Consider the following 25,001-nt stretch of genomic DNA (forward strand, 5'->3'; position numbering starts at 1 on the left):
CGATGGCCTCTCTGCCTACCCGCCGACCTGCAGCTGCGGCTCCCCCAGCGACAGCATCAACCGGTTGGCCCAGTTGAAGAAGGCGGCGCCTTGCAGCGCATCGGCAATGGCGTAGTCATCCAGCCCCACGGCACGCAGGCCGTCGATATGCTCCGGGCCAAAGTCCGACGGTGTGGCCGACAGTGCTGCGGACGCGGCCACGATGGCGTTCCAGCGGGGGCCCAGGTCGGCAGACACCCCTTCATCGAGCAGGCGCTGCACTTCGCCCTCCCGGTGCGAAAAGTGCGACGCAAACCGGGCGTGCACCGACGCGCAATAGATGCAGCCATTGAAACGCGACGTGGCCGTGGCCGACAGCTCGCGCTCTGCGCGCGGCAGGCCTGCATCGGGGTTGTAGAAGATGTCCTTGTCGGTGCGCGTGCGGGCGCCCAGAGTGTCCGGGTCGCGCGCCAGCAGGCGAAAGTAGGGCGACTTGGCGCGCGCGGCATCCACCAGGCCCGCATAGTGGCGATCGGTCAGTTCGTCCTCGGGCAGCGGCGCCAGCCAGGGCAGCCATTCAAGCTGGGCCTGCGTGAAAGCGGTCGGCTCGTGGTTGTCGGGGTGAGTCAGTGGGGTGTCGCTCATGGCTGGACCTCGGTGGTTTGGGGCAGTGCAGGGTGTGCCGCCAGTGCCCGCAGGCCGACCACCACACGGATCTGGAACGACAGGAAGGCCACCAGCTGCGACAGGATCACGATGTCGGTGGCCGACCAGCCCGCGTCCAGCAGCTCTTGCAGCGCTGGTGGGCTGGCATCGCGCGGGCGAAACACCAGCAGGTGCGCGTGCTCCAGCGCGGCAGACAGCCGGGCGCCCAGCACCGCACGCGCGGTGGGCGCCACGCGGTACACCGGCCCCTCGGCATCTTCTGCACTCAACGGCCCTGCGGGATAGCGGCCATACGGGCCACGCGCCGCGCCTTGCGCAATCTCCGCCGCAATGGCCGGGGCCAGCCCGGGCGGTGCATCGTGGGCCACCAGGGCGGCGGCATAAAAGCCCGCCGCCTCGGGCTGCTGGTGCAGGCCCGCCACAAACGCAGCCACCGCATGCCGCTCTGCCAGCGTCACGCTGCCGGGCACCGGCGCTGCGGGCGCAAACAGCGCCAGGTAGCTTGTGTGGGCATGGGTGCGCGCCTGCAAGCGATGGCGGCGCACGGTGTCAAGAGCATCGCCCGGCTGGATGCCGACCAGCAGGTCGATCACGTCAGGGACTGTGCCTTGGAGAGCAGGGGTGTTTGTCATGCGGGTTCTGGAGTACGTTCAGCAGGCGATGGGACCAGGGTGGAGGGCACAGATACAGGCTTGCGCACCCAGCCCAATGCCGGAGCCACCTGGGTCGCAGTCAATTCGATGGAGCGCAGGATGTGCTCGTGCGGCGGGTCCACCGAATGCACCTGGAACACGATGTCAGTGGTGCGCGCCAGTGCTGTGTCGGCCTGCAGCGAGGCGATCACATCGTCCGGTGTGCCCACGTGCACGTCGTAGGCGGCAATCAGCTCGGCCAGTGGGGCTTGTGGCCCAGGGCGCGGCGCTTGTCCTGGCAACACAGCGGCGGCAAAGCGCGCGGCGGCGCGGCGCAGGCCGACATCGGCCAGGTGCAATGCCTCCTCGCGGTCATCGGCAACGAACAGGCTGCGCGAGCCCACGATGCGTGGGGTGATGCCGGGCGGCAGCGCTGCCAGGTACGCATCAATGATCGGGTGCTGCAGGTCTGACAGCGAGGCCGCAGGCGCCTCTACCGAGCGCGGCTGGGTGCGCGACAGCATCAGCCCGTCGCCAGCCTGCCCCGCACGCACACCACCCGACACCGAAAACGTGGCCTGCCAGATGCGTGCCAGCAAATGTTCGGCGGCGGGGTACAGCCGGTCACCGCCCGCCAAGGGCCGCCCGGCCCAGGCTTCACGCACCAGCGCGAGGTGCCTGGCATAGACGTTGGCGCGGTCGTCGCTGGTGATGCCGAAGGCGGCGAACGATTCGGGCGTGCCGCCCGTGCCCACGCCCACCTCCAGCCGTCCACCCGAGAGCAGGTCCAGCACGATCGCGTCCTCGGCGACACGCACGGCGTTCTCCATGGGCAGGGTCACGATGCCAGTGCCCAGGCGGATGCGCCGCGTACGCGCCGCCACATGGGCCAGAAAGACAAACGGTGAGGGCAGGCCGCCTTCGTGTTCGTGGAAGTGGTGTTGGGCCACCCAGGCGGAGTCGAAGCCAAAGGCCTCGGCGTGGGCGATCTGCTCGGTCACCAGCCGGTAGCGTTCACCGGCTGGCACGTCGTCAAGCAGCCTGCTGAAAAACCCCAGGCGCTTGGCGGAGGTGAGTGGTGTGGGTGTCGATAGGGTCATGGTGATGGTTCTTCTTTCCGGGGATGGCTGCAATGAGTTCACGCGTGTAGTCGCTGCCGGGGCGCAGGAACACGTCTTCCACGCGGCCCGCGTCCACCTGGCGGCCGGCCTGCAGTACCGAGACGGTGTCTGCGATCTGGCGCACCACGGCGAGGTCGTGCGAGATAAAGAGGTAGGTCAGGCCCAGGTCGCGCTGCAGCGTCTCCAGCAGCGCCAGGATCTGCGCCTGCACGGTTACGTCCAGGGCCGATACGGCCTCGTCAAGCACCAGCACGCGCGGCTGCAGGACCAGGGCGCGTGCAATGGCCACGCGCTGGCGCTGGCCGCCGGACAGGGCGCGCGGGCGGCGCTCCAGCACGGCGGACGGCAGGCCCACGCGCGCCAGGATGTCGTGCACGCGGCGCGCGCGCTCGGCAGCGGGCAGGGGCTCGAAGTTGAGCAGGGGCTCCTCGATGATCTGAAAGATGGTCTGGAGCGGGTCCAGCGAGCTGAACGGGTTCTGGTAGACCAGCTGCACCGTGCGGCGGAACTGCCGCAGTGCCTCGCCGCGCAGGGTTGTGAGGTCCGTGCCCTCGATGAAGATGCGGCCCGCCGTGGGCTGGCGAAAGCCCACCACGTCGCGGATGGTGGTGGTCTTGCCCGAACCGGACTCGCCCACGATGGCATGCGTGGTGCCACGTCGCACTCGGAAGGACACGCCGTCCACCGCGCGGAACGGCTCCTTGTGCCCGGCCACGTCGAAGTCGTGCACCAGGCCGTCCACCACGATGGCGAAGTCCTCGGGCCGCTCGGGCGCATCGTTGGCGGCGGCGCCACGGGCCGGGCGAAACGTCCCCTGCGAAAGCGAAGGCGCATCGGCCAGCAGCTTGCGCGTGTAGGCGCTGTGCGGGTTGCGCAGCACGCTGGCCGTGTCGCCCTGCTCCTGGATGCGCCCGCCCTGCAGCACCACCAGCCGGTTGGCCCGGTCGGCCGCCACGCCCAGGTCGTGCGTGACCAGCAACACGGCGGTGCCGAACTCGCTGCGCAGTTCGTCGATGAGGTCGAGGATGCGCCGCTGTACCGTCACGTCGAGCGCACTGGTGGGCTCGTCGGCAATGATGAGCGCGGGCTGCAGCGCGATGGCAATGGCGATCAGCACGCGCTGCTTCATGCCGCCCGACAGCTCGTGCGGGTACTGCCGCGCACGCAGCTCGGGCTGAGACAGGCCCACCTTGGCCAGCAGGTCAACCACGCGCCGCGCGATGGCCTGGCGATCGCCGTAGCGGTGGATCTTCAAGATCTCGCCCACCTGCTCGCCCACCGTGCGCACGGGGTTGAGCGAACTGGTCGGGTCCTGCGGGATGAGGCTCACCACGCGGCCGCGCACGCTGTCGAAGCGGTCGGGCGACCAGCCAGCGACGTCCGTACCGTTCAGGCGAATCGCGCCATGCTCCACCCGGCCGTTGTCGGCCAGCAGCCCGATGAGGGCTTGCGCGGTGGTGGTCTTGCCTGAGCCCGATTCGCCCACCAGCGCCACGACCTCGCCGGGTGCAATGGCGAATGACACACCGTGCACAACACGCTGTTCATGGTCCTTGTCGCGGTAGGTGATGGAGAGGTTCTCCACCTCCAGCACCGGCGGCGGCGCCACGGCCTGGGCGATGGTGGTCATGCGCGCCCCTTCGTCAGCGCCGCGCTGATGCGGTTGGCCGCCAGCACCACGGCCACCACGACCAGCCCGGGCACGGTGGTTAGCCACCAGGCCGTCGAGATGTAGTTGCGCCCTTCGGCGATGAGCAGGCCCCACTCGGGTGTGGGCGGCGGCGCGCCGTAGCCCAGGAAGCCGAGCGTCGATATCGACAAGATGGCCGAGCCGAACTGCAGCGCCGCCATGGCGATCACCGACGTGAGCGAGTTGGGCAGCACATGGCGCCACAGCACGGCACCAAAGCGCCCGCCGCTGCCAAAGGCCGCCTCCACGTAGTCGGAACGGCGCACGCGCACCACCTCGGACCGTGTGAGCCGCGCAAAGCTGGCCACCGACGCCACGCCCACCGCCACTGCGGCATTCAGCGTGCCGAAGCCCAGGATGATGATGATGGAGAGCGACAGCAGCAGCGACGGCACCGACAGCAGCACATCGACGGTGCGCATGATCACGTCCTCCACCCAGCCGCCGATGGACCCGGCCAGCACGCCCAGCAGCGTGCCCAGCACCAGCCCCACTGCCACCGCCAGGAATGCGCCTGACAGCGAATGCACCGCACCGAACACCAGCCGCGCATAGCCGTCGCGCCCCAGCGCATCCGTGCCCAGCCAGTGCGCAGCCGACGGCGCCTGCAGTTGCTGGCCGGCCACGCCCACCGTGGCGCTGTAGCTGGTGAAGGCACCGGGCGCGACGGCCCACAGCGCCACCAGCGCAAGAACGCCCCAGGCCAGCCACAGGCTGATGGGTGCCCTGCGCGCGCGCTGCACCAGGCGGCGGCCCCATGTGCCACTGTGCGCGCGCGGCGGCGGGGCGGCAGGGATAGGCACCGTGGGCACCACGACAGCAGCAGGCGCCGCCACGGCACGTTCAAAGCGGTGTGGAGTCGGCTGTGCGGTACCCGTGAAAGCGCCCAGGCTGGCGGTCGAAGACGTGGTGGTCATGCGGGATCTCCTCAGGTGCCCAGGCGCGAACGCAGGCGGGGGTCGAACACGGGGTAGAGCAGGTCCACCACCAGGTTGATGAACACGAAGGCCGTGGCCGAGACCACCACCACCGCCTGCAGCACAGCGGTGTCCTGGTTGCCCACGGCCTGCTGCGTGAGACTGCCCAGGCCGTTGAGGCCGAACACTGCCTCGGTCACCACGGCCCCAGCCAGCAGCTCGCCAAACAGCACGCCCGCAATCGTCAGCGTGGGCAGCACCGCGTTGCGCGCCACGTGTTTCCACAACACCCACTGGCGTGTGGCGCCCTTGGCGCGCGCCACGGCCACGAAAGGCTGGGTGAGTACCTCGTCGATGTTGCGGACCAGGATCTGCGCCAGCGGCGCGGCGATGGGGATGGCCAGCGTGAGGGTGGGCAGCACCAGGCCCTGCCACTTGCCGGGGTTGATCACCGGAATCCAACCCAGGCGGAACGACACCACTTGGATCAGCATGATCCCCAGCCAGAACACCGGCACCGAGATGAACAGCGAAGGCAGCGACTGCAGCGCCGAGCGCAGCCAGCCCCAGCGCGTGAGCTGCGAGGCAAAGGCCAGCAACACCGCCAGCAACAACGCCGCCGCAGAACCCAGCCCCGCCAGGCGCAGCGTGGGCGGCAGGTTGGTGGCCAGCCCCTGGCTCACCGGCACGCCCGCCTGTACCGAGTAACCGAAGTTGCCACTGAGGAAGCCCAGCAGCGTGTGTTGGTACTGCTGCCACACCGACGTGTCGGCCCCATAGGCCGCGCGGATGTCGGCGATCTCCTGCGGGCCCAGGCCCAGCTCGGGGTTCAGGAACTTGATCAAGATCGCATCGCCCGGCAACAGCTGGAGCAGCACGAACGACGCCGTGAAGGCGGCCCACAGCACCAGCAGGGCCTGCCCGGTGCGGTTGGCGAGGTACTTGATGAACATATCGATCATTCCTTGTGCTGCAAAGGGCGCTGGGCCTGCGAAACTGGCGCCGTCAAAAGGTCAGTGTTTTGCAGCGACCCAAGTGCCGTAGAAGCTGGGGCGGCCCACTGCCTCAAACTCCACACCCTTCACCGAAGGCGCACCCGCAAAGGCCTGCGGCTCTTCGAACACCGGGATCACATAGGCCTGGTCGATCAGGTAGTTCTGCACGTCGGCCGTGAACGCGAGCCGTTTGGCCGGATCGGTCTCGGCGGCAATGGCTTCGAGCAAGCCGTTGAGCTTCGTGTCTTCGAACGACTTGACCTTGCTGCTCACCCCACCCTTTTGCAGCAGCACGTTGCGGTTGGTGGGGTAGTAGTTGCTCTTGATCACGTCGGGGTCGGCGCGGCCCACCATGCCGGGGGCGACAGGGGTCTTTTCAGGATCGAGGCTGTCCACGGTGCGGCTGCCAGAGTCGCCCGCCAGCACGTTGAGCTTGACGCCCACCTTGGCCCACTGCTGGGCCACGAGCTGCAGGGTTTCTTTGTTCTGTGGCTGCGGCAGCGACTCGTACGCGGCCAGCACCAGCTCCTTGCCGTCCTTCTCGCGCAGGCCGTTGGCATTGAGTTTCCAGCCGGCGTCATCCAGCAATTGTTTGGCCTTGGCCTCGTCGTAACCCAGCTTGGCCGACAGGTTCACATAGCCCAGGGCCGTGGACGCGATGACCGATGTGGCCTGCGGGTAGTTGGCCGAGAACAGGGTCTGCACGATCTCCTTCGTGTTGGTGGCATGCAGCAGCGCCTGGCGCACCTTCACATCAGCCACCAGCGCGTTGTCCGGGCGAAAGACCACGCTATTGTTCACGCCGCGCGTGGAGGGCGCGTAGATGGCGAACTTCTGGTCGAGCACGCGCTTTTCGTCATAGGCCTGCACCTGGCGGATGAAGCCCGCCTGGCCCGACAGCAGCGCACCGATGCGCACGCTGTCCTCGGGCGTGACGATGAGCTTGATCTCGTCGAGGCGCGCACGGCCCTGGTGGGCGTGCTTGGCGGGGCCCCATGCGTAGTCCTTGCGGGCGGTGAGCGTGAGCTCCTTGCCCAGCGTCTCGGCCGTCACCACGAAGGGCCCGGAGCCGATGATCTTGGTCGCATCGCCCAGCTCTTCAAACGGCCGTGCCAGCGTGGCCAGCGATACCAGGCCCGAGCCGATGACGGATGTGCCCTGCAGGAAGCCGGGCGATGGCTTCTTGAAGTAGAACTTGACGGTCAGCGGGTCCACCACCTCACTGCGTTCGTAGTTGTTGATGACTTCGGACACGGGCAGCTTGAGCTCCTTGTTGCCCAGACCGTAGGTGTCGTAGTTCCTGGCCACGGCGACGGCATCCAGCGGGGTGCCGTCCGAGAAGGTCACGCCTTTCTTCAGCTTGAAGGTGTACTCGGTGGCGGTAGGGTTGACCTCCCACGACTCGGCGATCCAGGGCTGGATCTCCAGCGTCTTGGGGTCCTGGTAGGTGAGCTTGTCGGTGATCTGGTTGAGGATGCCGCCGTTCGGATAGAAGCCCCCCGCCGGTGGGTAAAGGTTGGTGTGCGCCTGCTGCTCCAGGTACACCAGCGTGCCGCCCTGCACGGGTTGGTCGGTGGCGGCACCGGTGGAAGCGGCTGGCTCGCTGGCCTGCTTGGAGCAGCCCGCCACCAGCACGCCCAGCGCCAGCGCAGACGCACCCCACACCCTCCATCCCATTGATTTCTTCAGAGAAAACACGTTCGTACCTCGTCGCCGGACCGGCATTGACAGACCATGAAACACCGGCCCCAAAGTGGGCCGATTCATGTGTATGCATGCTATCGACGCACCATCCAAACGTGCACCTATTACGTAGCATGCATATTCGGAAAACGACGAAGCAGGCCGCAGCACACAGCCCCGCCCGGCATATCTGAAACCCGCATATGCGAGCGCAGTTTTGTTTGTTTCCAGCGCGGGTGTGGCCCCGAACAATGCATGTGCGACGCCGCTTTACCCACGCCCGATGTCCGGGCGCGGAAGGCGTTGGAAAGAACATCCATGCCCCATTCGAATAGCCACCTCAACGACTACCTGGCTGAAAAGCGTGCCGCCGTGCTCGCGCGCAATGCCGCCATCGACGCAGGCACTGCACAACCGACCGCCCTGCAGGCGCGCGTGAGCGCCGAGGGCCGCAGCGGCGTGCGCCGCATCCGCATCCGCGACCACCAGGTCATCAGCGACAGCCCGCCCGACTTCGCGGGCTACAACCTGGGACCCAGCTCGCCCGAGTTGCAACTGGGCGTGCTGGGCAGCTGCGTGACACACATCTTCCTGATCCAGGCGGCCTTGCGCCAGGTGCCTTTGACGAGCCTGGAGGTGGAGGTCAGCGGTGTGATCGACCCGCGCGGCGGCAAGCCTGGGCACGAGGCCACGCCCATCTGGCCGCACCACATTGCCTACACGGTGCACATCGACTCACCCGCCAGCCGGGCCGACATCGACGCGCTGTTTCAGGCGGTCGAGCAGACCTGCCCCATCCTCAACCTGCTGCGCAACCCGCAGCACATCCACGCCGAAGTGAAGCTGGTGAACTCCGTTGCCTCCGCACCCCTACGCGCCACCACAGAGGCCGTGGCGGCCTGAACTCGACGAAAGCAACAAGGAACCCCATGGCATTGACACTCGACCACATCGTGATCGCGGTGAAGGATCTGGAGCAGACCATCACCGACTACCGCGCCCTTGGCTTTAACGTGCTGCAGGGCGGCGAGCACCCGGGCCGGCCCACCTACAACGCGCTGGTCGTGTTGGCGGATGGCGCCTACTTTGAACTCATCGCCTGGCGCAGCCCCTCGCCTGGCGACCGCTGGTGGGAGCTGCTGAACCAGCATGGGGACGGCATCGTGGACTTTGCGCTGCTGCCGACTGGGACTGCGGCCACCGTGAGCAACGCACAGGCCCGGGGCCTGGCCTACAGCGGCCCGCACGACGGAGGCCGCCTGCGGCCCGATGGCGAGCGCCTGCAATGGCAAACGGCTCGCCCGCCATCGGCCGACCTGCCGTTTCTGTGCGGAGACCTCACCCCCCGCGCGCTGCGTGTGCCAGAGGGCGACGCCCGCGTGCACCCCAACGGCGCACGCGGCGTGCTCCGCCTGTCGATTGCGGTGGAAGACCTTGATGCCAGCCTGGCCCGCTACCGCGCCTTGCTGGGTGAGGCACGGGCGGCACACATTGGCACGCCGTTGGTGTTGCCTGGCGTCGGCGCGCGGGTAGCCACCATAGCCCTGGGCACCACCACGCTGGTACTGACGCAGCCAACCCAAAGTGCTGCGCCGCACGCCGCCGGAGCGCAGCAGCTTGCCACGCGTGGCCCCGGGCCGTTTGCCGTGGTACTGGGCACCAGCTCGCCTGCAGCACAGACTGCCCCGGCATGGGGACTGGACCAGACCCACGGAGCAGCCATTGAGTTGGCGGTGGCCTGATGGCGGCTGATCCACGCACTGCCGCACCAAAAAAAAGGGGAAGTGGGCACAACATCCACTTCCCCCTTTTTTTGATCGCCACCCGGCTGGCACTGCAGCCGGTGTGGGCTCAGGCTATCGCCGTTGCGCCGCCAGCCTGCGTACCACGGTCGTGAGGCAGTCGATTTCGTCAAACGTGTTGTAGAACGCCAGCGACGGCCGCACCGTGGTCTCCACGCCAAAGCGGCGCAGGATGGGCTGCGCGCAGTGGTGGCCCGTGCGCACCGCAATGCCCTCCTGGTTGAGCGCCTTGCCGACCTCTTCCGTGGTGTAGCCCGCGAGAACGAAGGACATCACGCTGGCCTTGTGCGCCGCCGTGCCGATCAGGCGCACACCCGGAATGGCGCCCAGCTGCTGCATGCCATACACCAGCAGGTCATGCTCGTACTGCGCAATGTTCTCGATGCCCACGCGGTTCACGTAGTCGATGGCGGCACCCAGGCCCACGGCGTCGGCGATGTTGCCGGTGCCGGCCTCGAACTTGTTGGGGATGGGCTGGAACACCGTCTTCTCGAAGGTCACGTCGGCAATCATGTTGCCGCCGCCCTGCCAGGGGGGCATGTCTTCCAGCACCTCGCGCTTGCCCCAGACCACGCCAATGCCGGTGGGCCCGAACACCTTGTGGCCCGAGAACACGAAGAAGTCGGCACCGATGTCCTGCACGTCCACCCGCATGTGCGAGATGGACTGCGCGCCATCGACCAGCGCCTTGGCCCCTGCGCGGTGCGCCAGGGCCACGATCTCCTTCACGGGCACCACCGTGCCGAGCGCGTTCGACACCTGCGTGACGGACACGATCTTGGTGCGGTCGTTCAGGAGCTTCTGGTATTCATCCAGCAGCACCTGGCCCGAGTCGTCCACCGGGATCACGCGCAGCCTGGCGCCCTTGGCCGCCGCAAGCTGCTGCCAGGGCACGATGTTGGCGTGGTGCTCCAGATGGCTGACGATGATCTCGTCGCCCTCGCCAATGTGTTGCGCCCCCCAGCTCTTGGCCACAAGGTTGATGGCCTCGGTGGTGCCGCGCACAAAAATCACCTCGTTCACATCGGGCGCGTTGATGAAGTTCTTCACGCGCTGGCGGGCGCCTTCGTAGGCGTCCGTGGCACGTGCAGCCAGCTCATGGGCGGCGCGGTGGATGTTCGAGTTCTCGTGCTCGTAAAAGTAGCTGATGCGGTCGATGACCGCCCGGGGCTTGTGCGTGGTGGCCGCGTTGTCGAACCACACCAGCTGCCGGCCATTCACGCGCTCGGAGAGCACGGGAAAGTCGCGGCGGATGGCATGCACGTCAAACGGCGGATGCTGCCCCTGCCCCGCCAGCGGCACCGTGGCGTGCGGCGCGGGCTTGGCCGGGGTGACATAGCCGCTGGGCAACACCACCGCATCGGCAAAGTAGAACTGCGGTGCAGTGCCAGGAGACGTCTGCGCCAAAGGTGCGGACGAGGGCGCTGGTGTGCCGCGCAGGTCCACCCCTTGCAGGTTAGCAAACGGCTGGCGGGCCAGTTCGTCGCTGACACGCGTGGGGCCCAGCGCATTGCCTGGTGTGCCGCTTTGGCCACCGGGCGATGGCTGCCCGTGCTGCGGCGACAGGAAGTAGAACGGCGATACACCCGCTGCAGGGTGGCTGCCAGCAGATGCACCGCTGGCACCCGCCGCCTCGGGCACACCCAGCACGCCACTGCCAAAGCGGGGCTCATAGCCTGGCACGGCAGTGACCACGGTGTCGGGCACGCCATTGGCGGCGGTGGCGTGGGGCAGCAGGGCGGGTGCGCGGTTCGCCAGCGACAACACGGGCGTGGGCGAGCCCGGCACCACGTTGGCGCCCGGCACCTGCCCTTGCGGGAACGGCGTGCCCGGCACGCTGGGCCCAAAGCCCGCCGGGCTGGCCAGCGGCGAGCCCGCAGGCGCGATGTTGACCGGCGCCTGCACACCGGCCGGGCTTGGCGATGCCTGGGCAAAGCTCGGGACTGTGGCCGGTGATGTGGAGGGGTTGCTGGAGGGCAGCCGCGGCGTCTCGCCCGGCCGGGCCGAGAAAAACGCCGTGGCCATCTGTGCCAGCAGCGCCGGGCTGATCGGCGCCTCGGGTGCGTCGGGCACGCCCGCTGAGGTGGAAGGGATGTTGCTCACCGCAGATTACTTGTAGGTGTCAGGGTAGTCGTGGTACTTGTTGACCTCGACGTCATCCAGCACCGCCAGTGCGTCGCTGGTCAGCACCGCCAGCGAGCAGTACAGCGAGATCAGGTACGACGCGATCGCGTGGTTGTTGATGCCCATGAAACGCACCGACAGGCCGGGGCCCTGCTCGCCCGGCAGGCCCGGCTGAAACAGGCCCACCACACCCTGGCGCTTGTCGCCCACGCGCAGCAGCAGGATCTTGCTCTTGCCATCGGCCACGGGCACCTTGTCCGAAGGGATCAGCGGAATACCGCGCCAGGTGATGAACTGCGAGCCAAACAGGCTCACGGTGGGTGGTGGTGTGCCACGGCGGGTGGCTTCGCGCCCGAAAGCGGCAATGGCCAGCGGGTGCGCCAGGAAAAACGCGGGCTCTTTCCAGACCTTGGTCAGCAGTTCGTCCAGATCGTCCGGCGTGGGTGCGCCGGTAAGCGGGAAGATGCGCTGCTCTTCCGTCACCTGCGCCAGCAGGCCGTAGTCGGGGTGGTTGATGAGTTCGCTTTCCTGGTTTTCCTTGATCGTCTCGATCGTCAGGCGCAGCTGTTCCTTGATCTGGTCGTGGGGGCTGCTGTACAGGTCCGACACGCGGGTGTGCACGTCAAGCACGGTGCTCACGGCATTCAGGTGGTACTCGCGCGGGGTTTCTTCGTAGTCCACAAAGGTGCGCGGGAGCTGGTTCTCCGACTCTTTAGCGGTGCACGCCACCTTGATGGCTTCAGGGTTCTTGACCTTGTTGAGGCGGTAGATGCCCGCCTCTACCGGCACCCACTGCAGCAGGTGGGTCAGCCAGCGTGGGCTGATGGTCTCCAGCTGGGGGACGGTCTTGGTTGCATTGGCTAGTTGCCGTGCGGCGCTATCGCCGAGTGCGGTCGTGCCGCCCACTGTTGCCGACATAGTGAAACTCCCTGGGGTAAAAATCAGTGATGAAAAATGGAATGGGCGCAGTGTCCCGTGGCAGGGTGGGCCGCCTCAACAGGCTATAGCCGCCAACTCGATGCCACGCACCAGCTGGGCACGCTGAACAGCCTCGCCCCGCACCACCAGGCCCGAAGCCGCCACGCCCAGCGCACCGGCCAGCTTCTCAACGGTGGCCAGCGAGGCAATCACGCTGCCCCGCTCGATCTCGCCCACATAGGAGCGGTTGAGGTCGGAGTGTTCCGCCAGGCGCTCCTGCGACCAGCCCCGGGCCTCGCGCGACTGGCGCACTGCGATGCCAAAACCCTGGACCAGCGTGCTCATAGCGCAGCCCCCGCCAGCACGGAGGCAAAACGGCCCGACTCCAGTGAGCTGGCCTGGGTGACATTGCCGCCGGCCGGCACGTCGTGCGTGAGCCAGACGTTGCCGCCGATGACGGCGCCCCGGCCCAGCGTGACGCGGCCCAGGATGGTGGCCCCTGCATAGATCACCACGTCGTCTTCCACCACCGGGTGACGCGGCAAGCCCTTTTGCAGGTGGCCTTCGGCATCGGTGGGAAAACGCTTGGCGCCCAGCGTGACCGCCTGGTAGACCCGCACGCGCTGGCCAATGACGGCGGTCTCGCCAATCACCACACCCGTGCCGTGGTCGATGAAAAAGCCCGCGCCAATCTGCGCGCCGGGGTGGATGTCAATGCCGGTTTCGCTGTGCGCCAGCTCGGCCACGATGCGCGCCAGCAGCGGCAAGCCCAGCTGGTACAGCCGGTGCGCTAGCCGGTGGTGGATCATGGCCAGGATGCCGGGGTAGCACAGCAGCACTTCGTCCACACTGCGGGCCGCAGGGTCGCCCTGGTAGGCCGCCAGCACATCACTGTCGAGCAGGCGGCGGATGGCGGGCAGCGACTGCGCAAACGCCTGGGCCGAGCGGCGCGCCTGCGCTTCCACATCCGATCCATCCAGCGCCTGGCGGCGGGCGCTGTAGCGCAGCTCCAGACCGATCTGTACATGCAGCGCATGCAAGGCGCTGTCCAGCGTGTGGGCCACGTAGAAGTCTTCGCTCTCCTGGCGCAGGTCGTAAGGGCCCAGCCGCATGGGAAAAAGCGCGCCTTTGAGCTGGTGCACCACCTGGGCCAGCGCGTCGCGCGAGGGGAACTCGCGTTCGCCCGCATCCTGCACGCGGTTGTGCGCATCGCGCCACTCGCGCCGGGCCGCGCTCAACGACTGCGCGATCTGTTCAATGTCAAAAAGGGCCATGGGTTTCACACCGGTCGAACCGGTTCATCCAGTCTGCAAAGTTCGGGAGGTCCGCGCGCCGCTCTTCAGTCCTGCACCCACGGCAGGTTGTGAAAGCGCCATCCATCGCCACCGCCGCGGTGCTGCTGGGCATCGATCTCTCCTTCGAAGCCTTCGAGCACGTTGAACACATGGCGAAACCCCGCTGCTGCTGCTGCCTCGGCCGCCAGCACCGAACGCTTGCCGCTGCGGCACAGCAGCAGCGCCACGGCATCTTTGCCGCCGTCCTTGGCCAGCCTGGCTTCCAGCTCGCGCACAAAACGCGGGTTGCGCGTGAGCGCCGTGCCCGTCGCCCAGGCCACATGCTGGCTGCCGGGCACATGGCCCACAAACTTGCGCTCTTCGGCCGAACGCACGTCCACCAGTACGGCCTGGCCCGACTGCACCAGCGCCCACGCTACGGCCGGGCGCACGCCACCAGCGTAGTTCAGCCCCTGGGCAGCGGCATCTGCGCGGGCAGCCTCCAGGGCTTCGGGCAAGGTGATCTCATGGGCATCGGCGGACATGGACAGGGTCTCCTGGAACGTGCGGGTAAAGCGGTTTTGGATGGGGATAGCCACCAATCTATGCCGTGGTCAGCCAAAACCAAACGAATAAAAATCGTTTTCTTTACAACCAAATCATCTGACGGCAGGTGCAAAGACCGAAAGAAGGAGACCAGGCGTGCCGCGCGCCCTGTGGAGCAAGGGCTCGCCTGCATGGGGCTTGCGCCTCCCGCACGGAGCCAGGGGAGCAAAAAGCGCCGAGGCGGCGCACGCCCCACCAGGGCGTGCGGGCAAGGGGTCTTGGAGGTACGGGGTGCCCGTCAGCGAGGGCTGCGGACTGGGGGCCTGGGCTGGCGCGTGGATGCGATCACGCACAGAGCCCGCGAGCGTGGGCCGTGTGCACGCCCCGCTCACAAGCGAGAAAGAGCGGGGCCGATGCCGGCCACGCCAGCCAGAGAATCACCGGCTTGCGCCAGCAGTTAAAGGTGGCTTATCCCGATGCACGGCCGTTTGCGCTGCGGACCGATGCCGCGCCGATGGCAAGGCTCCGCAACGAGCGTGCCCTTGAGGAAAGCGTTTGCGCCTGCAGCAGCTACGCACAGTGCGTGGCGTGCAGGCGCAGAGATGGCAGGGCGCTCAGGACGGCCGCTTCATCTGGCAGGACGTCGGCTGGGCGCTGATGTAGTTGTCCCACGCCACTTCGGAGCGGAAGCCGTAGCCGGTTTTCTCCGCGTCGTACTTCACGCCCTTGCTGCCCTGTTTGGCCCAGATGCCCAGGTACAGCGGGGCTTCAAGCTGGTGGTCGGTTTTGCGCATGCGCACCTCGCCCATGGGGCTCTTGTAGGTCATGCCTTCCAGCGCCAGGGCCACCTTCTTGGCGTCCGTGGACTGGGCCTTGCGCATGGCTTCGCGCAGCATGTGCACGCTGTTCCAGTGGGCGGCAAACACAAAGTCTTCACCGGTCTTCTTCTTGTAGTCCACGTAGATCTTTTCGAGCTCGGGGGTGGGGGCGTTGTGCACCCAGTTCCAGATAACCCCGACCTTACCCTCGCCCCAGGGCCCGATCTGCGCGGGCGTGCCGGGGTTGTTGGCATTGAGCGTGAAGTAGTTAATGTTCAGGCCATAGTCGCGCGAGGACTTGAACAGCAGTGTGAGGTCGCTGCCCCAGTTGGAGGTGATGACGGTGTCGGCCTTGGTGGCGGCAATCTTGGCCACGTACGAGGCGAAGTCACGCGTCTGGGCGATGGGGATGAAGTCATCGCCCACAACCTCGATGTCAGGCCGCTTGCGCGCCAGGTATTCCTTGGCAGCCTTGGAGACCTGGCGGCCGTGGGTGTAGTCCTGGTTGAGCAGGTACACGCGCTTCACGTCCTTGCGGCCTTGCAGGTAGGTGGTCAGCGCCTCCATCTTCATCTCGCTCGACGGATAGAAGCGAAAGTGCCAGAAGCTGCAGCGCTCGTTGGTGAGCTGCGGGTCCATGGCGGCGTAGTTGAGGTACACGGTCGCGCGCTCGGGGTCGCGCTCGGCGAGCTTGTTCAGCGCATCCACCAGCGCCAGCGCCACGCCCGAGCCACCGCCCTGGGTGATGTAGCGCACGCCCCGGTCGGTGGCAGCCTTCAGGGCGTTCAGGCTCTCCTGCGGCGTGCCCTTGTTGTCAAAGTCCATCACCTCGAACTTGGGCTCATTGGGCCCGGCCTTGGCGTTGACCTGCGCCACCACCTCGCGCAGCTGGTTGAGCGAGCTTTGGCCGGTGAGCGCAAACGGACCGGACAGCAGGTCGATGAAGCCGATCTTCACCGTCTCGGCAGCCCCGGCGTGCGCAGCCATCACCAGCGCTGCGGCGCATGCGCCGGCCTTGAGCCATTGATGAGGCCATTTCCTGGGAACCATGTTCATGTGTGTCTCCGTGGGGTGGTGGGTAGAAACTGCGTCAATGCAGGGCGATGTCAGTCGCCGCCGAACACCGAGCCATGGTGTTGCCGCAGCTCGTTTTTCTGGACCTTGCCGGTGCCGCCCAGCGGCAGGCTTTCGACAAACAGCACTTCGTCGGGCAGCCACCACTTGGCAACACGCTCTGCGAGGAAGTCCAGGATCTGCGCCTTGTCGAGTGACTGGCCGGGCTTGCGCACGATGAAGAGCAGCGGGCGCTCGTCCCATCGGGGGTGCTTGACGCCGATGACAGCGGCCATGGCCACCGCCGGATGCGCCACGGCGGCGTTCTCCAGATCGATGGAGCTGATCCACTCGCCGCCCGACTTGATCACGTCCTTGGTGCGGTCGCGAATCTGCACCACGCCCTGGGGGCTGATGGTGGCGATGTCGCCGGTGGGGAACCAGCCATCGGCCAGCGCCGAACGCTCGGCCTTGTGGTACCGGTCCACGATCCACTGGCCGCGCACCATCAGCTCGCCCTGCGCCACCCCATCGCGCGGCAGGCGGGCGCCGTTTTCGTCCACCAGCTTGAGCTCGATGCCGAACACCGACTTGCCCTGCTTGGCGACCAGCGCGTGGCGCTCCTCGGGCGGCAGTTCGGCATCGGCCGCGCCCAGCACGCTCATGGTGGCAATCGCCGTGGTCTCGGTCATGCCCCAGCCATGGCGCACCTCCACGTCGTACAGGTCGTTGAACTTGGCGATCAGCGCCTTGGGCATGGCAGAGCCCCCCACGCCCGTGCGCCGCATGGTGGTAAAGCGCAGCCCGTGCTGCTCCACATGCTGGATGAGGCCCATCCAGATGGTGGGCACACCCGCGCTGACGGTGACGCGCTCGGTCTCCATCAGCTCGTACAGGCTGGCGGCGTCCAGGCGTGGGCCGGGCAGCACCAGCTTGGCCCCCCCAATCAGGGCCGCATAGGGCAGGCACCAGGCGTTGATGTGGAACATGGGCACCACGGGCAGGATGGTCTCCCGCGCGCTGATGCTGAGTACCCCCGGCATGCAGGCCGACAGGGCGCTGAGCGCCAGCGCCCGGTGCGAATACAGCACGCCCTTGGGGTTGCCGGTGGTGCCCGAGGTGTAGCACAGCGCTGCGCCGGTCTTTTCATCACATTCGGGCCACTCAAAGCGGTCATGCTGGCCGGCCACCAGGGTCTCGTAGGCCTCGACCCCGGGCACCCCTTGCAGGTCGATGCTGCCCAGCGTGTCGGCATCACACAAGGCCACCCAGTGCCGCACGCGGGGGCACGACGCCGCGATGGCGCGCACCAGCGGTGCAAAGGTGGTGTCAAACAGCACCACCTCGTCGTCGGCGTGGTTGACGATGTAGGCCAGCTGCTCGGGGTGCAGGCGCGGGTTGCAGGTGTGCATGACCATGCCGCTGCCGGACACGGCGTAGTACGCCTCCAGGTGGCGGTGGTTGTTCCAGGCCAGCGACCCCACCACGCTGCCAGGGCGCAGGCCCAGCGCCTGCAATGCTTTGGCCAGCTGCCGGGCGCGCCGGGCCATGTCGGCAAAGCGGTAGCGGTGCAGGCTGCCATTGGTGTCGCGCGAGACGATCTGCTGGTCGCCGTACTGGTTCTCACCGTGCTCGAGGATGGCCGAGACCAGTAACGGCCGATCCATCATGCTGCCGGGCTGCTGCATTGCTGTCGTCTCCTTGTGGTGTGCGCGGTGCTGCATCGCGGCATCCGTGGGATGCCGGTGCAGAGCCCTCTTTGCCGGGGCTGGCGCATCGTCGCAAACAACGCGGGGCGTGCTTGTCGTGTACGCGACTCAGCCAAGCAATCCGAAAAGGACATGCCCGCCCCGTCGATTTGGCGGCTATCGGCTGGCTCCACGGTGATCACTTTCCCAAACTATGCAACCGCAACCCGAGCTTGGTCGTATTCGGAAAAGGCTGTTGGAGCAACTTTTATCTTCAAAACTTCGCAGCCCTGCACATGCGGCACCACGCTAAGAACCACTTGCAGAAGAAGTAAGTGTTCAGAACATTCCGCACGGTAAAGTTGCTTCGCAGGTTTATGGGATTTAGCCAGTTGGGGCCGCTAAATGCAGAAGGGGACGCGATGAGCCGAAAGAGTTTGGAAAAGTATTCAGGACAACGCAATAAAGAAAAGCGTGAGCTATTCGGTCCATACCAACTTCGCGTAATTGAAGACCTATACAAGCGCCGGTTCTTTGAGCACTTCGGCAATCGCTGCTTCAAGTGCGGAATGCTGGAGAAGGCAAGACAGGAAATCGGCGCTCCTCCCAACCTTTGTATGGACCATCATCTTCCAATGGCTCTTGGCGGGCACCTAGCTCCAGGCAACCTTGTGTCCTTATGCCGAAAATGCAATGGACTAAAGCTCGACAGAGATCCGGCTGACTTCTACACGCAAGAGGAATTGGAGCGCCTCCAGCCGCTACTCGACTCTCAAAAGCGCCTCTTCGCCTTTTCCTTTGACTGGGACCAGTGGACTCACGACAGAGAAACTTACCTACTCGCTGTCGGCGTAGATCAAGACGTCGTGCACGCGGCGCTTCATGACGAGGACTTTGTTGGATATGTAGGCAAAGAAGAGAAGCAGATTGGGATCACCATCACCATCGATGACGCGTTACTCCAGCAGATTCTCGACAACAGGCCGCAATGAAGATATCAAGCAAACGCCAAGGTTCGGTTCTGCCAACGCCTTTTTAGACAAGTTCAGGCCGACAGGTCGCGTGGCACTGCAAAGATCTCTCTTACAACCTCAGCCCCGCAAACAGCACCTCCACCCGCTTCACCACCCCCTCGTCCATCCGCATCGGCCTCCCCCACTCCCGCTGCGTCTCGCCCGGCCATTTATTCGTCGCATCCATCCCCATCTTGCTGCCCAGGCCGCTCACGGGCGAGGCGAAGTCCAGGTAGTCGATGGGCGTGTGCTCCACCAGCAGGGTGTCGCGCGCCGGGTCCATGCGGGTGGTAATGGCCCAGATCACGTCTTTCCAATCCCGCACGTCCACGTCGTCGTCCACCACCACGATAAATTTCGTATACATGAACTGGCGCAGGTGGCTCCACACGCCCATCATCACGCGCCGCGCGTGGCCTGCGTAGGCCTTGCGGATGCTGACCACCGCTAGCCGATAGCTGCAGCCTTCGGGCGGCAGGTAGAAGTCCACGATCTCGGGGAACTGCTTTTGCAGGAGCGGGATGAACAGCTCGTTCATCGCCAGGCCCAGCACGGCGGGTTCGTCGGGCGGCTTGCCGGTGTAGGTGCTGTGGTAGATCGCGTCCTTGCACAGCGTGATTCGGTCCACCGTGAGCACGGGGAACTCGGCGCATTCGTTGTAGTAGCCGGTGTGGTCGCCGTAAGGACCTTCCAGCGCATGCTGCCAGCCGCTCGGGTGATGGGCATCGGGCTGGATGTGGCCTTCGAGCACGACCTCGGCGGTGGCGGGCACTTGCAGCGGCACGCCCAGCGCGGGCGTGACTTCGGTGCGCGCACCGCGCAGCAGACCTGCGAACTGGTACTCACTCAAGCTGTCGGGCACGGGCGTGACGGCGCCCAGTAGCGTGGCCGGGTCGGCCCCCAGCGCCACGGCCACGGGGTAGGGCTGGCCGGGGTGGGCGGCGCAGTGGTCGGCAAAGTCCAGCGCGCCGCCCCGGTGGGCCAGCCAGCGCACGATGACCTGGTTGCGCGAGAGCACCTGCTGGCGGTAGATGCCCAGGTTCTGCCGCGCCTTGCGCGGGCCACGCGTGATGGTCAGACCCCAGGTGATGAGCGGGGCCACGTCGCCGGGCCAGCAGTGCTGCACGGGCAGGCGGGCCAGATCGACATCGGGCCCTTCCCACACCTCCTGCTGGCAGGGTGCGCCGCGCGCCACGGTGTGCGGCGCCATGTTCCAAAGGGTCTTGAGCAGCTGGCCCATGCCCAGCATGTCCTTGAAGCCTTTCGGCGCCTCGGGCTCCTTGAGGGTGGCCAGCAGTTCGCCCAGGGCGCGCACACCGCGCAGGTCTGCCACACCCATGGCGCGGGCCACGCGGTCTGTGGTGCCAAACAGGTTGGTGAGCACCGGCATGCGGTGGCCCGTGGGCTGGGCGAACAACAGCGCCGGGCCGCCTGCGCGCAGCACGCGGTCGCTGAGCGCAGTCATCTCCAGGTGGGGCGAGACGGGCTCCGCCACGCGACGCAGGTCGCCCGTGGCTTCGAGCTGGGCCATGAAGTCGCGCAGGTCGCTGTAGGCCATGTCAGGTTCAGGATTTGAATGAAATCGCCCGGTAGCGCATGTATTGATTGCGCTAGCAGCTATAAATTAAGGAGCATTGAGCTCCAGGCCCTGCCACCGAGGCGCCAGGGCGTGCGGCACATCCATGAGGTCGAGCACGCGCGCCACGCTGTAGTCCACCACCTCGCCCACGGTCTGCGGGCGCAGGTAGAAGGCGGGCAGCGGCGGGCAGATGATGCCGCCCATCTCGGTCACGGCCACCATGTTGCGCAGGTGCGTGAGGTGCAGGGGCGACTCGCGCACCATCAGCACCAGGCGGCGGCGCTCCTTGAGGGCCACGTCGGCCGCGCGCGTGAGCAGGTTGTCGGCCAGCCCATGCGCTATGGCAGACAGCGTGCGCATGGAGCAGGGCGCGACCACCATGGCATGGCACTGGAACGAGCCGCTGGCGATGGCCGCGCCCACGTTGGCCACGTCGTGCACGCGGTGGGCCAGGGCCTCGACGGCGGGGCGGTCCATGTCCAGCTCGTGCTGCAGGTTGCGCCAGCCGGCGTCGGAGACGACCAGGTGGGTCTCGATGCCGCTTTGGCCCTGCAGCACCTGCAGCAGGCGCGCGCCGTACACGGCGCCGCTGGCGCCCGAGATCGCGACGATGAGGCGGCGGGTGTGGGCAGCATCAGCCATGCGAGGGCTCCACCACAGAAGGGCGCCGCAGGGGTTGGGTCTGCTGGTCGGCCTCCACCTGCTCCAACACCAGCGTGGCCTGCACGGGGTCAAAGTCTTCGTGCGTGCGCTTTTTCACACCGTACTGCTGCAGCTGGTAATGCCGGTCGGCTGCGATGCCGTGGCGCGCGAGCGTGCTTTTGACGCAGACCAGCGGGCAGCCGTCGAGCGCGATGATGGGCCGGCCCGAGCGCACGGTCTTCATCAGGTGCGGCACGTCGCCGCCCACCCCCGCGATGCACGACATCTCGGCCACGCCGCGCCGGTCGAGCTGGAGCGCCACGTGGTTGGCCAGCTGCGCGGCGCTGGAGCAGCCGGAGCAGGAATAGACCAAGGGGTGGTTCTGGGGATGGGTGTCGGTGGTCATGCTCACTCTCCGTTGCGTGGAGTGGGGTCCAGGCGGCGGCGCAGGTGGCCCAGCACCTGGCGCGGCGCCAGCTTGTGCACCCACTGGCGCGGGTCCAGCACGGGCAGCTCGATCGCATCGAGCGCGTTCTTCACCACCAGGCCCAGTTCGGTGTCGCCCTCCATCGACAGGCGGCGGCTGAAGAACAGCGTGTCGGGGTCTTGCTGGCGCTGGGCCAGCAGCAAAAAATCATGGGCTGTAGCGCTCAGCGTGACATCGGCCACCTGCGGCGGCACCAGCGGTGCATGGGGGGCGAAGCGCTGGCCCGTCCAGGCAAAGTCGAACGCCACGCGCGCATCGCGCACCTGCACCCGCATCTTCTTGTGCAGCAGCACCTGGCCCACGTCCGCAGGCAGGTGCCGCGCCAGCGCCAGGTTGAGCGCGGTTACCAGCAGCTGCGAGCCAGGGTAGGCGGGCAGGCGCGCCAGCACAGCGCCCACGGGCGCAGGAACGACCAGGGGGAAAGGAAGGGGAGAAGCCGCCATGAGACAGAAGGGCCCTCAGGCCACGTAGAAAAACACGGTGAAAAAGTGGCAGACGCTGCCGCCCAGCACAAACAGGTGCCACAGCCCGTGGCCGTGGCGCACGCGGTGGTCCAGCGCATAGAAGACGATGCCCAGCGTGTAGCAGGCCCCACCCGCCAGCAACCAGGCAAACCCAGCTGGCGTAAGCGCCTGCCACAGCGGCACCACGGCCACCAGCGCCAGCCAGCCCATGAGCACATAAATGACCAGCGACAGCACGCGTGCACCCCGAGCCCACCAGATCTCCTGCGCAATGCCCACCAGGGCCAGCCCCCACACCACGCCCAGCAGCGACCAACCCCAGGCGCCGCGCAGCGACACCAGCGCAAACGGCGTGTAGCTGCCCGCAATCAGCAGGTAGATGCTGCAGTGGTCCAGCTTTTGCAGCACGGCCTTGATGGTGCGCCTGCGCACGCTGTGGTACGCGGTGGAGGCCGCGTACAGCGACACCAGCATGGCGCCGTAGATGCTGAACGCCACCACCTTCCACGGGTCGCCCAGGCGCGCCGCGAGGGTGATGAGCACGGCCGTGCCTGCCGTGGCGAGCAGGGCACCCACCAGGTGGCTGATGCTGTTGAAACGTTCTCCGGGGTACATGGTGATCTGCCTTGTGGTTACGGGTGCATGGAGGGCTGAGCGGCTGCACCGCCCGCCGCGCCGTGCATCCCCTGCTCCAGCCCCGGGCGCCCGAACCAGTAGCCGTTGCAGGGCAGATCGGGCATGAAGGGCTGCATGCGCTCCACAAAGTCGGGGGTCTTTTCAGCAGTCTCTTGCGCAAGCACTGCGCGGCGGGCTTCGTCAAACGCGGCGATCACCTGCGCCATGTGCTGCGCCTGCGGGCTCAGCCGCACCACGTCCACGCCCTGGGCCTGCATCGTCGCCAGTTCGTTGGCCAGGTTGTAGACGCGCGCCGATTGCGTTTGTGTGCCGTTGAGCACCAGAAAACCCTCGCCCTCGCGCGTGCGCAGCGGCAGGCCGTCGGCGTGTTGCAGGCAGCTGAACTGGCAGTCGTCCTTGGGCAGGTTGCGGTGGCGGGCGGTGAAGCAGCGCGCCGAATAGGCCAGGGGCATGCGGCCGTAGGCAAACACCTCGGTCTCGATGCCTGCGGGCCGCTGCGCCAGCACAGCAGCGAGCGCGTCCTGCGACATCTCCAGCGGCATCACCCAGCGCGTGGCGCCCCGTTGCGCCATCCATTGCAACGAGGGCGCGTTGTACAGGTTCAGGTGCGGCCCGGCCACAAAGGCCTGCGGCCCGGCGGGTACACGCGCAAGGCAGCTCACCGCCCCCATGTCATTGGCCTCGACCAGAAATTCGCCATTGCCCGTGATCTTGTGCATCACGCCCACGTCGGCGCTGGACTCGATGAGCACCTGGCTGGACAAGACCGCTTCCTTGCCCGCGTCCCGCAGCATGCGCGCCAGCGCCAGCCAATCGGCCAGGCGCAGCTCATGGCGGCGCGAGCACACCGTCTCGCCCAGGTACACCACATCCACGGGCGTGGCGGCCATGGCCTCGTAGAACGCGAACACAGTGTCGCGGGGCCAGTAGTACAGCAGCGGGCCGAGAGAGAGTTTCATGGAGCGGTCTCCGGGGGTTTGATCGTGGGATCCAGACGCTAGTAGCGGCTCACAAACCTCAGCGAAGCGGTTCTGGCTAGGCGCTGCGTCGCAGGCAGTACGGCCAGTACGACAAGACGCGGCAACGACGCCAGAAGAGGTTTGTGAGTCGCTCATCATTTCCAGGGGCGGTGGTAGGCGCCTAGCGTGTGCTGCTGGCCTTCTGCCACCTGGTCCAGGCTGGCCATCCAGCGCGTCTTGGGCGCATAGCGGTGCGGGTAGGCCAGGCACTGGTCCATGGCCTCGCGCCAGACCTGGGTGACCTGCGCCACATAGGCCGGGCTGCGCTGGCGGCCTTCGATCTTGATGGCGCGCACGCCCATCTTCAGCAGCTGGGGCAGCAGCTCCAGCGTGTTGAGGCTGGTGGGCTCTTCGATGGCGTAGTAGTTCTCGTCGTCCCCCACGTCAAAGCGGCCCTTGCACAGCGTGGGGTAGCCCGCGTTTTCGCCGGGCGCATAGCGGTCGATGAGCACACCGTTCAGGCGCGACTCGCGGCCCTGCGGCGTCTCCATCCAGCGCACGGCCTTCGGGGGTGAACACACGCCGTGCGTGTTGGGCGATTCGCCGGTCACGTACGACGACAGCGCGCAGCGCCCCTCGACCATCACACACAGGCTGCCAAAGCCAAACACCTCGATCTCGACCTGGGTGCGGTCGATGACCTGGCGCACCTGCTCCATCGACAGCACGCGTGGCAGCACGGCACGCACGATGCCGAACTGCTCGCGGTAGAAGTTGATGGCCTCGTAGTTGGTGGCCGAGCCCTGCACCGACAGGTGCAACCGCAGCCGGGGGTGGTGCTGCACTGCGTACTGCATGAGGCCGGGGTCGGCCAGGATGACGGCGTCCACCCCCAGGTCCACCGCCTTGTCCAGCGCGCTGCGCCAGGGCCCGGGGTTGGCGGCCTGCGGATAGGTGTTGAGTGCCATGAAGACCTTGCAGCCGCGCGCGTGGGCGTAGCCAATGCCCTGGGCAATGGCTGCCTCGTCAAAGTTGAGGCCCGCAAAGTTGCGCGCATTGGTGGCGTCGCGCAAGCCCAGGTAGACGCAGTTGGCGCCATGGTCCACGGCGGCCTTGAGGGCAGGCAGGCTGCCTGCGGGGCAAACCAGTTCCATGGCAGGGCTCGCTGCCTCGGGCAAGGCAGCGGCCGTCGATTTCAAGGGGTCCATCACAAGCATTCAAACGCTGGCCCCGGTGGGGAGCCACAGCACTGGGCGCCACCATACGGGGGGCTCTCCGCGCATCCGCTGATCTTCATCAACGGCAGTGCACAATG

Annotated in this window: 24 protein-coding genes; 3 read left to right on the forward strand and 21 right to left on the reverse strand. The window is 66.8% G+C overall.

Annotation, left to right across the window (positions count from 1 at the left end; all coding sequences use genetic code 11):
* Nucleotides 1-15: 15 nt before the first annotated feature.
* From C8C96_RS03395 to C8C96_RS03425, 7 genes are read right to left on the reverse strand one after another with little or no spacing between them, the layout of a single operon-like run.
* Nucleotides 16-624 carry an alkylhydroperoxidase domain protein gene (locus C8C96_RS03395; RefSeq protein WP_121941424.1) on the reverse strand — a complete coding sequence of 203 codons (609 nt, stop codon included), beginning with the start codon at nucleotides 622-624 and terminating at the stop codon, nucleotides 16-18.
* Nucleotides 621-1,277 (reverse strand): CMD domain protein, encoded by a 657-nt coding sequence (locus tag C8C96_RS03400; RefSeq protein ID WP_121941425.1) that lies wholly within the window; start codon nucleotides 1,275-1,277, stop codon nucleotides 621-623. The genes C8C96_RS03395 and C8C96_RS03400 overlap by 4 nt, the downstream gene beginning before the upstream one ends.
* Nucleotides 1,274-2,377, reverse strand: a complete 1,104-nt coding sequence (locus tag C8C96_RS03405) for a putative FMN-dependent luciferase-like monooxygenase (RefSeq protein ID WP_121941426.1) — start codon at nucleotides 2,375-2,377, stop codon at nucleotides 1,274-1,276. The genes C8C96_RS03400 and C8C96_RS03405 overlap by 4 nt, the downstream gene beginning before the upstream one ends.
* Nucleotides 2,310-4,028, reverse strand: a complete 1,719-nt coding sequence (locus C8C96_RS03410; RefSeq protein WP_121941427.1) for an ABC transporter ATP-binding protein — start codon at nucleotides 4,026-4,028, stop codon at nucleotides 2,310-2,312. Before C8C96_RS03410 ends, C8C96_RS03405 begins: the two co-directional genes overlap by 68 nt.
* On the reverse strand, nucleotides 4,025-5,005 hold the full coding sequence (locus C8C96_RS03415; RefSeq protein WP_116748394.1) for an ABC transporter permease: 981 nt from the start codon (nucleotides 5,003-5,005) through the stop codon (nucleotides 4,025-4,027). The genes C8C96_RS03410 and C8C96_RS03415 overlap by 4 nt, the downstream gene beginning before the upstream one ends.
* A gap of 11 nt (nucleotides 5,006-5,016) precedes the next feature.
* The gene (locus C8C96_RS03420) at nucleotides 5,017-5,958 is read right to left on the reverse strand and encodes an ABC transporter permease (protein WP_121943853.1); all 942 of its coding nucleotides are present in this window, start codon (nucleotides 5,956-5,958) and stop codon (nucleotides 5,017-5,019) included.
* Between the two features lie 60 nt (nucleotides 5,959-6,018).
* Nucleotides 6,019-7,677, reverse strand: a complete 1,659-nt coding sequence (locus tag C8C96_RS03425; protein WP_233584143.1) for a TIGR04028 family ABC transporter substrate-binding protein — start codon at nucleotides 7,675-7,677, stop codon at nucleotides 6,019-6,021.
* Between the two features lie 324 nt (nucleotides 7,678-8,001).
* Here C8C96_RS03425 and C8C96_RS03430 point away from each other — a divergent pair, with 324 nt between their 5' ends.
* Nucleotides 8,002-8,586, forward strand: a complete 585-nt coding sequence (locus C8C96_RS03430; RefSeq protein WP_121941429.1) for an OsmC family protein — start codon at nucleotides 8,002-8,004, stop codon at nucleotides 8,584-8,586.
* A gap of 26 nt (nucleotides 8,587-8,612) precedes the next feature.
* Nucleotides 8,613-9,425: a VOC family protein gene (locus tag C8C96_RS03435; protein ID WP_121941430.1), complete on the forward strand. Its 813-nt coding sequence runs from the start codon at nucleotides 8,613-8,615 to the stop codon at nucleotides 9,423-9,425.
* A gap of 114 nt (nucleotides 9,426-9,539) precedes the next feature.
* On the opposite strand, the gene C8C96_RS03440 is transcribed toward C8C96_RS03435, so the two are convergent.
* The 7 genes from C8C96_RS03440 to C8C96_RS03470 form a co-directional block, all read right to left on the reverse strand.
* Nucleotides 9,540-11,510, reverse strand: a complete 1,971-nt coding sequence (locus C8C96_RS03440; RefSeq protein ID WP_370107385.1) for a family 2A encapsulin nanocompartment cargo protein cysteine desulfurase — start codon at nucleotides 11,508-11,510, stop codon at nucleotides 9,540-9,542.
* Between the two features lie 84 nt (nucleotides 11,511-11,594).
* A complete protein-coding gene (locus tag C8C96_RS03445; RefSeq protein WP_094289813.1) occupies nucleotides 11,595-12,527 on the reverse strand; it encodes a family 2A encapsulin nanocompartment shell protein in 933 nt (310 codons plus the stop codon).
* 75 nt (nucleotides 12,528-12,602) lie between these two features.
* On the reverse strand, nucleotides 12,603-12,872 hold the full coding sequence (locus C8C96_RS03450; protein WP_056742656.1) for a helix-turn-helix domain-containing protein: 270 nt from the start codon (nucleotides 12,870-12,872) through the stop codon (nucleotides 12,603-12,605).
* On the reverse strand, nucleotides 12,869-13,801 hold the full coding sequence (gene epsC, locus C8C96_RS03455) for a serine O-acetyltransferase EpsC (RefSeq protein WP_056742654.1): 933 nt from the start codon (nucleotides 13,799-13,801) through the stop codon (nucleotides 12,869-12,871). The genes C8C96_RS03450 and epsC overlap by 4 nt, the downstream gene beginning before the upstream one ends.
* 65 nt (nucleotides 13,802-13,866) lie before the next feature.
* A complete protein-coding gene (locus C8C96_RS03460; protein WP_121943855.1) occupies nucleotides 13,867-14,346 on the reverse strand; it encodes a rhodanese-like domain-containing protein in 480 nt (159 codons plus the stop codon).
* Between the two features lie 615 nt (nucleotides 14,347-14,961).
* Entirely contained in the window at nucleotides 14,962-16,221 is a 1,260-nt protein-coding gene (locus C8C96_RS03465) for a branched-chain amino acid ABC transporter substrate-binding protein (protein WP_082564848.1), read from the reverse strand.
* Between the two features lie 50 nt (nucleotides 16,222-16,271).
* On the reverse strand, nucleotides 16,272-17,906 hold the full coding sequence (locus tag C8C96_RS03470; protein WP_121941431.1) for a long-chain-fatty-acid--CoA ligase: 1,635 nt from the start codon (nucleotides 17,904-17,906) through the stop codon (nucleotides 16,272-16,274).
* Nucleotides 17,907-18,241: 335 nt separating this feature from the next.
* Between C8C96_RS03470 and C8C96_RS03475 the strand changes: the two genes are divergently transcribed.
* A complete protein-coding gene (locus C8C96_RS03475; protein WP_147455641.1) occupies nucleotides 18,242-18,898 on the forward strand; it encodes an HNH endonuclease in 657 nt (218 codons plus the stop codon).
* Nucleotides 18,899-18,989: 91 nt separating this feature from the next.
* Here C8C96_RS03475 and ubiD read toward each other — a convergent pair whose 3' ends face one another.
* From ubiD to C8C96_RS03510, 7 genes are all read right to left on the reverse strand, one after another.
* Nucleotides 18,990-20,477, reverse strand: a complete 1,488-nt coding sequence (ubiD, locus tag C8C96_RS03480) for a 4-hydroxy-3-polyprenylbenzoate decarboxylase (protein ID WP_121941433.1) — start codon at nucleotides 20,475-20,477, stop codon at nucleotides 18,990-18,992.
* 66 nt (nucleotides 20,478-20,543) lie between these two features.
* Nucleotides 20,544-21,140: a UbiX family flavin prenyltransferase gene (locus C8C96_RS03485; RefSeq protein ID WP_121941434.1), complete on the reverse strand. Its 597-nt coding sequence runs from the start codon at nucleotides 21,138-21,140 to the stop codon at nucleotides 20,544-20,546.
* Nucleotides 21,133-21,546, reverse strand: coding sequence for a putative zinc-binding protein (locus tag C8C96_RS03490; RefSeq protein WP_121941435.1), 414 nt, complete (start codon nucleotides 21,544-21,546; stop codon nucleotides 21,133-21,135). The genes C8C96_RS03485 and C8C96_RS03490 overlap by 8 nt, the downstream gene beginning before the upstream one ends.
* 2 nt (nucleotides 21,547-21,548) lie before the next feature.
* Nucleotides 21,549-22,070, reverse strand: a complete 522-nt coding sequence (locus tag C8C96_RS03495) for an SCP2 domain-containing protein (RefSeq protein ID WP_121941436.1) — start codon at nucleotides 22,068-22,070, stop codon at nucleotides 21,549-21,551.
* A gap of 15 nt (nucleotides 22,071-22,085) precedes the next feature.
* A complete protein-coding gene (locus tag C8C96_RS03500) occupies nucleotides 22,086-22,706 on the reverse strand; it encodes a hemolysin III family protein (protein WP_121941437.1) in 621 nt (206 codons plus the stop codon).
* A 17-nt stretch (nucleotides 22,707-22,723) separates the two neighbouring features.
* Nucleotides 22,724-23,686, reverse strand: coding sequence for a U32 family peptidase (locus tag C8C96_RS03505; protein WP_121941438.1), 963 nt, complete (start codon nucleotides 23,684-23,686; stop codon nucleotides 22,724-22,726).
* Nucleotides 23,687-23,841: 155 nt separating this feature from the next.
* Complete coding sequence (locus tag C8C96_RS03510; protein WP_199737430.1) at nucleotides 23,842-24,894, reverse strand: peptidase U32 family protein; 1,053 nt, start codon at nucleotides 24,892-24,894, stop codon at nucleotides 23,842-23,844.
* Between the last annotated feature and the right edge of the window lie 107 nt (nucleotides 24,895-25,001).

Source organism: Acidovorax sp. 100 (assembly GCF_003688355.1).
Lineage (GTDB): Bacteria > Pseudomonadota > Gammaproteobacteria > Burkholderiales > Burkholderiaceae_C > Acidovorax > Acidovorax delafieldii.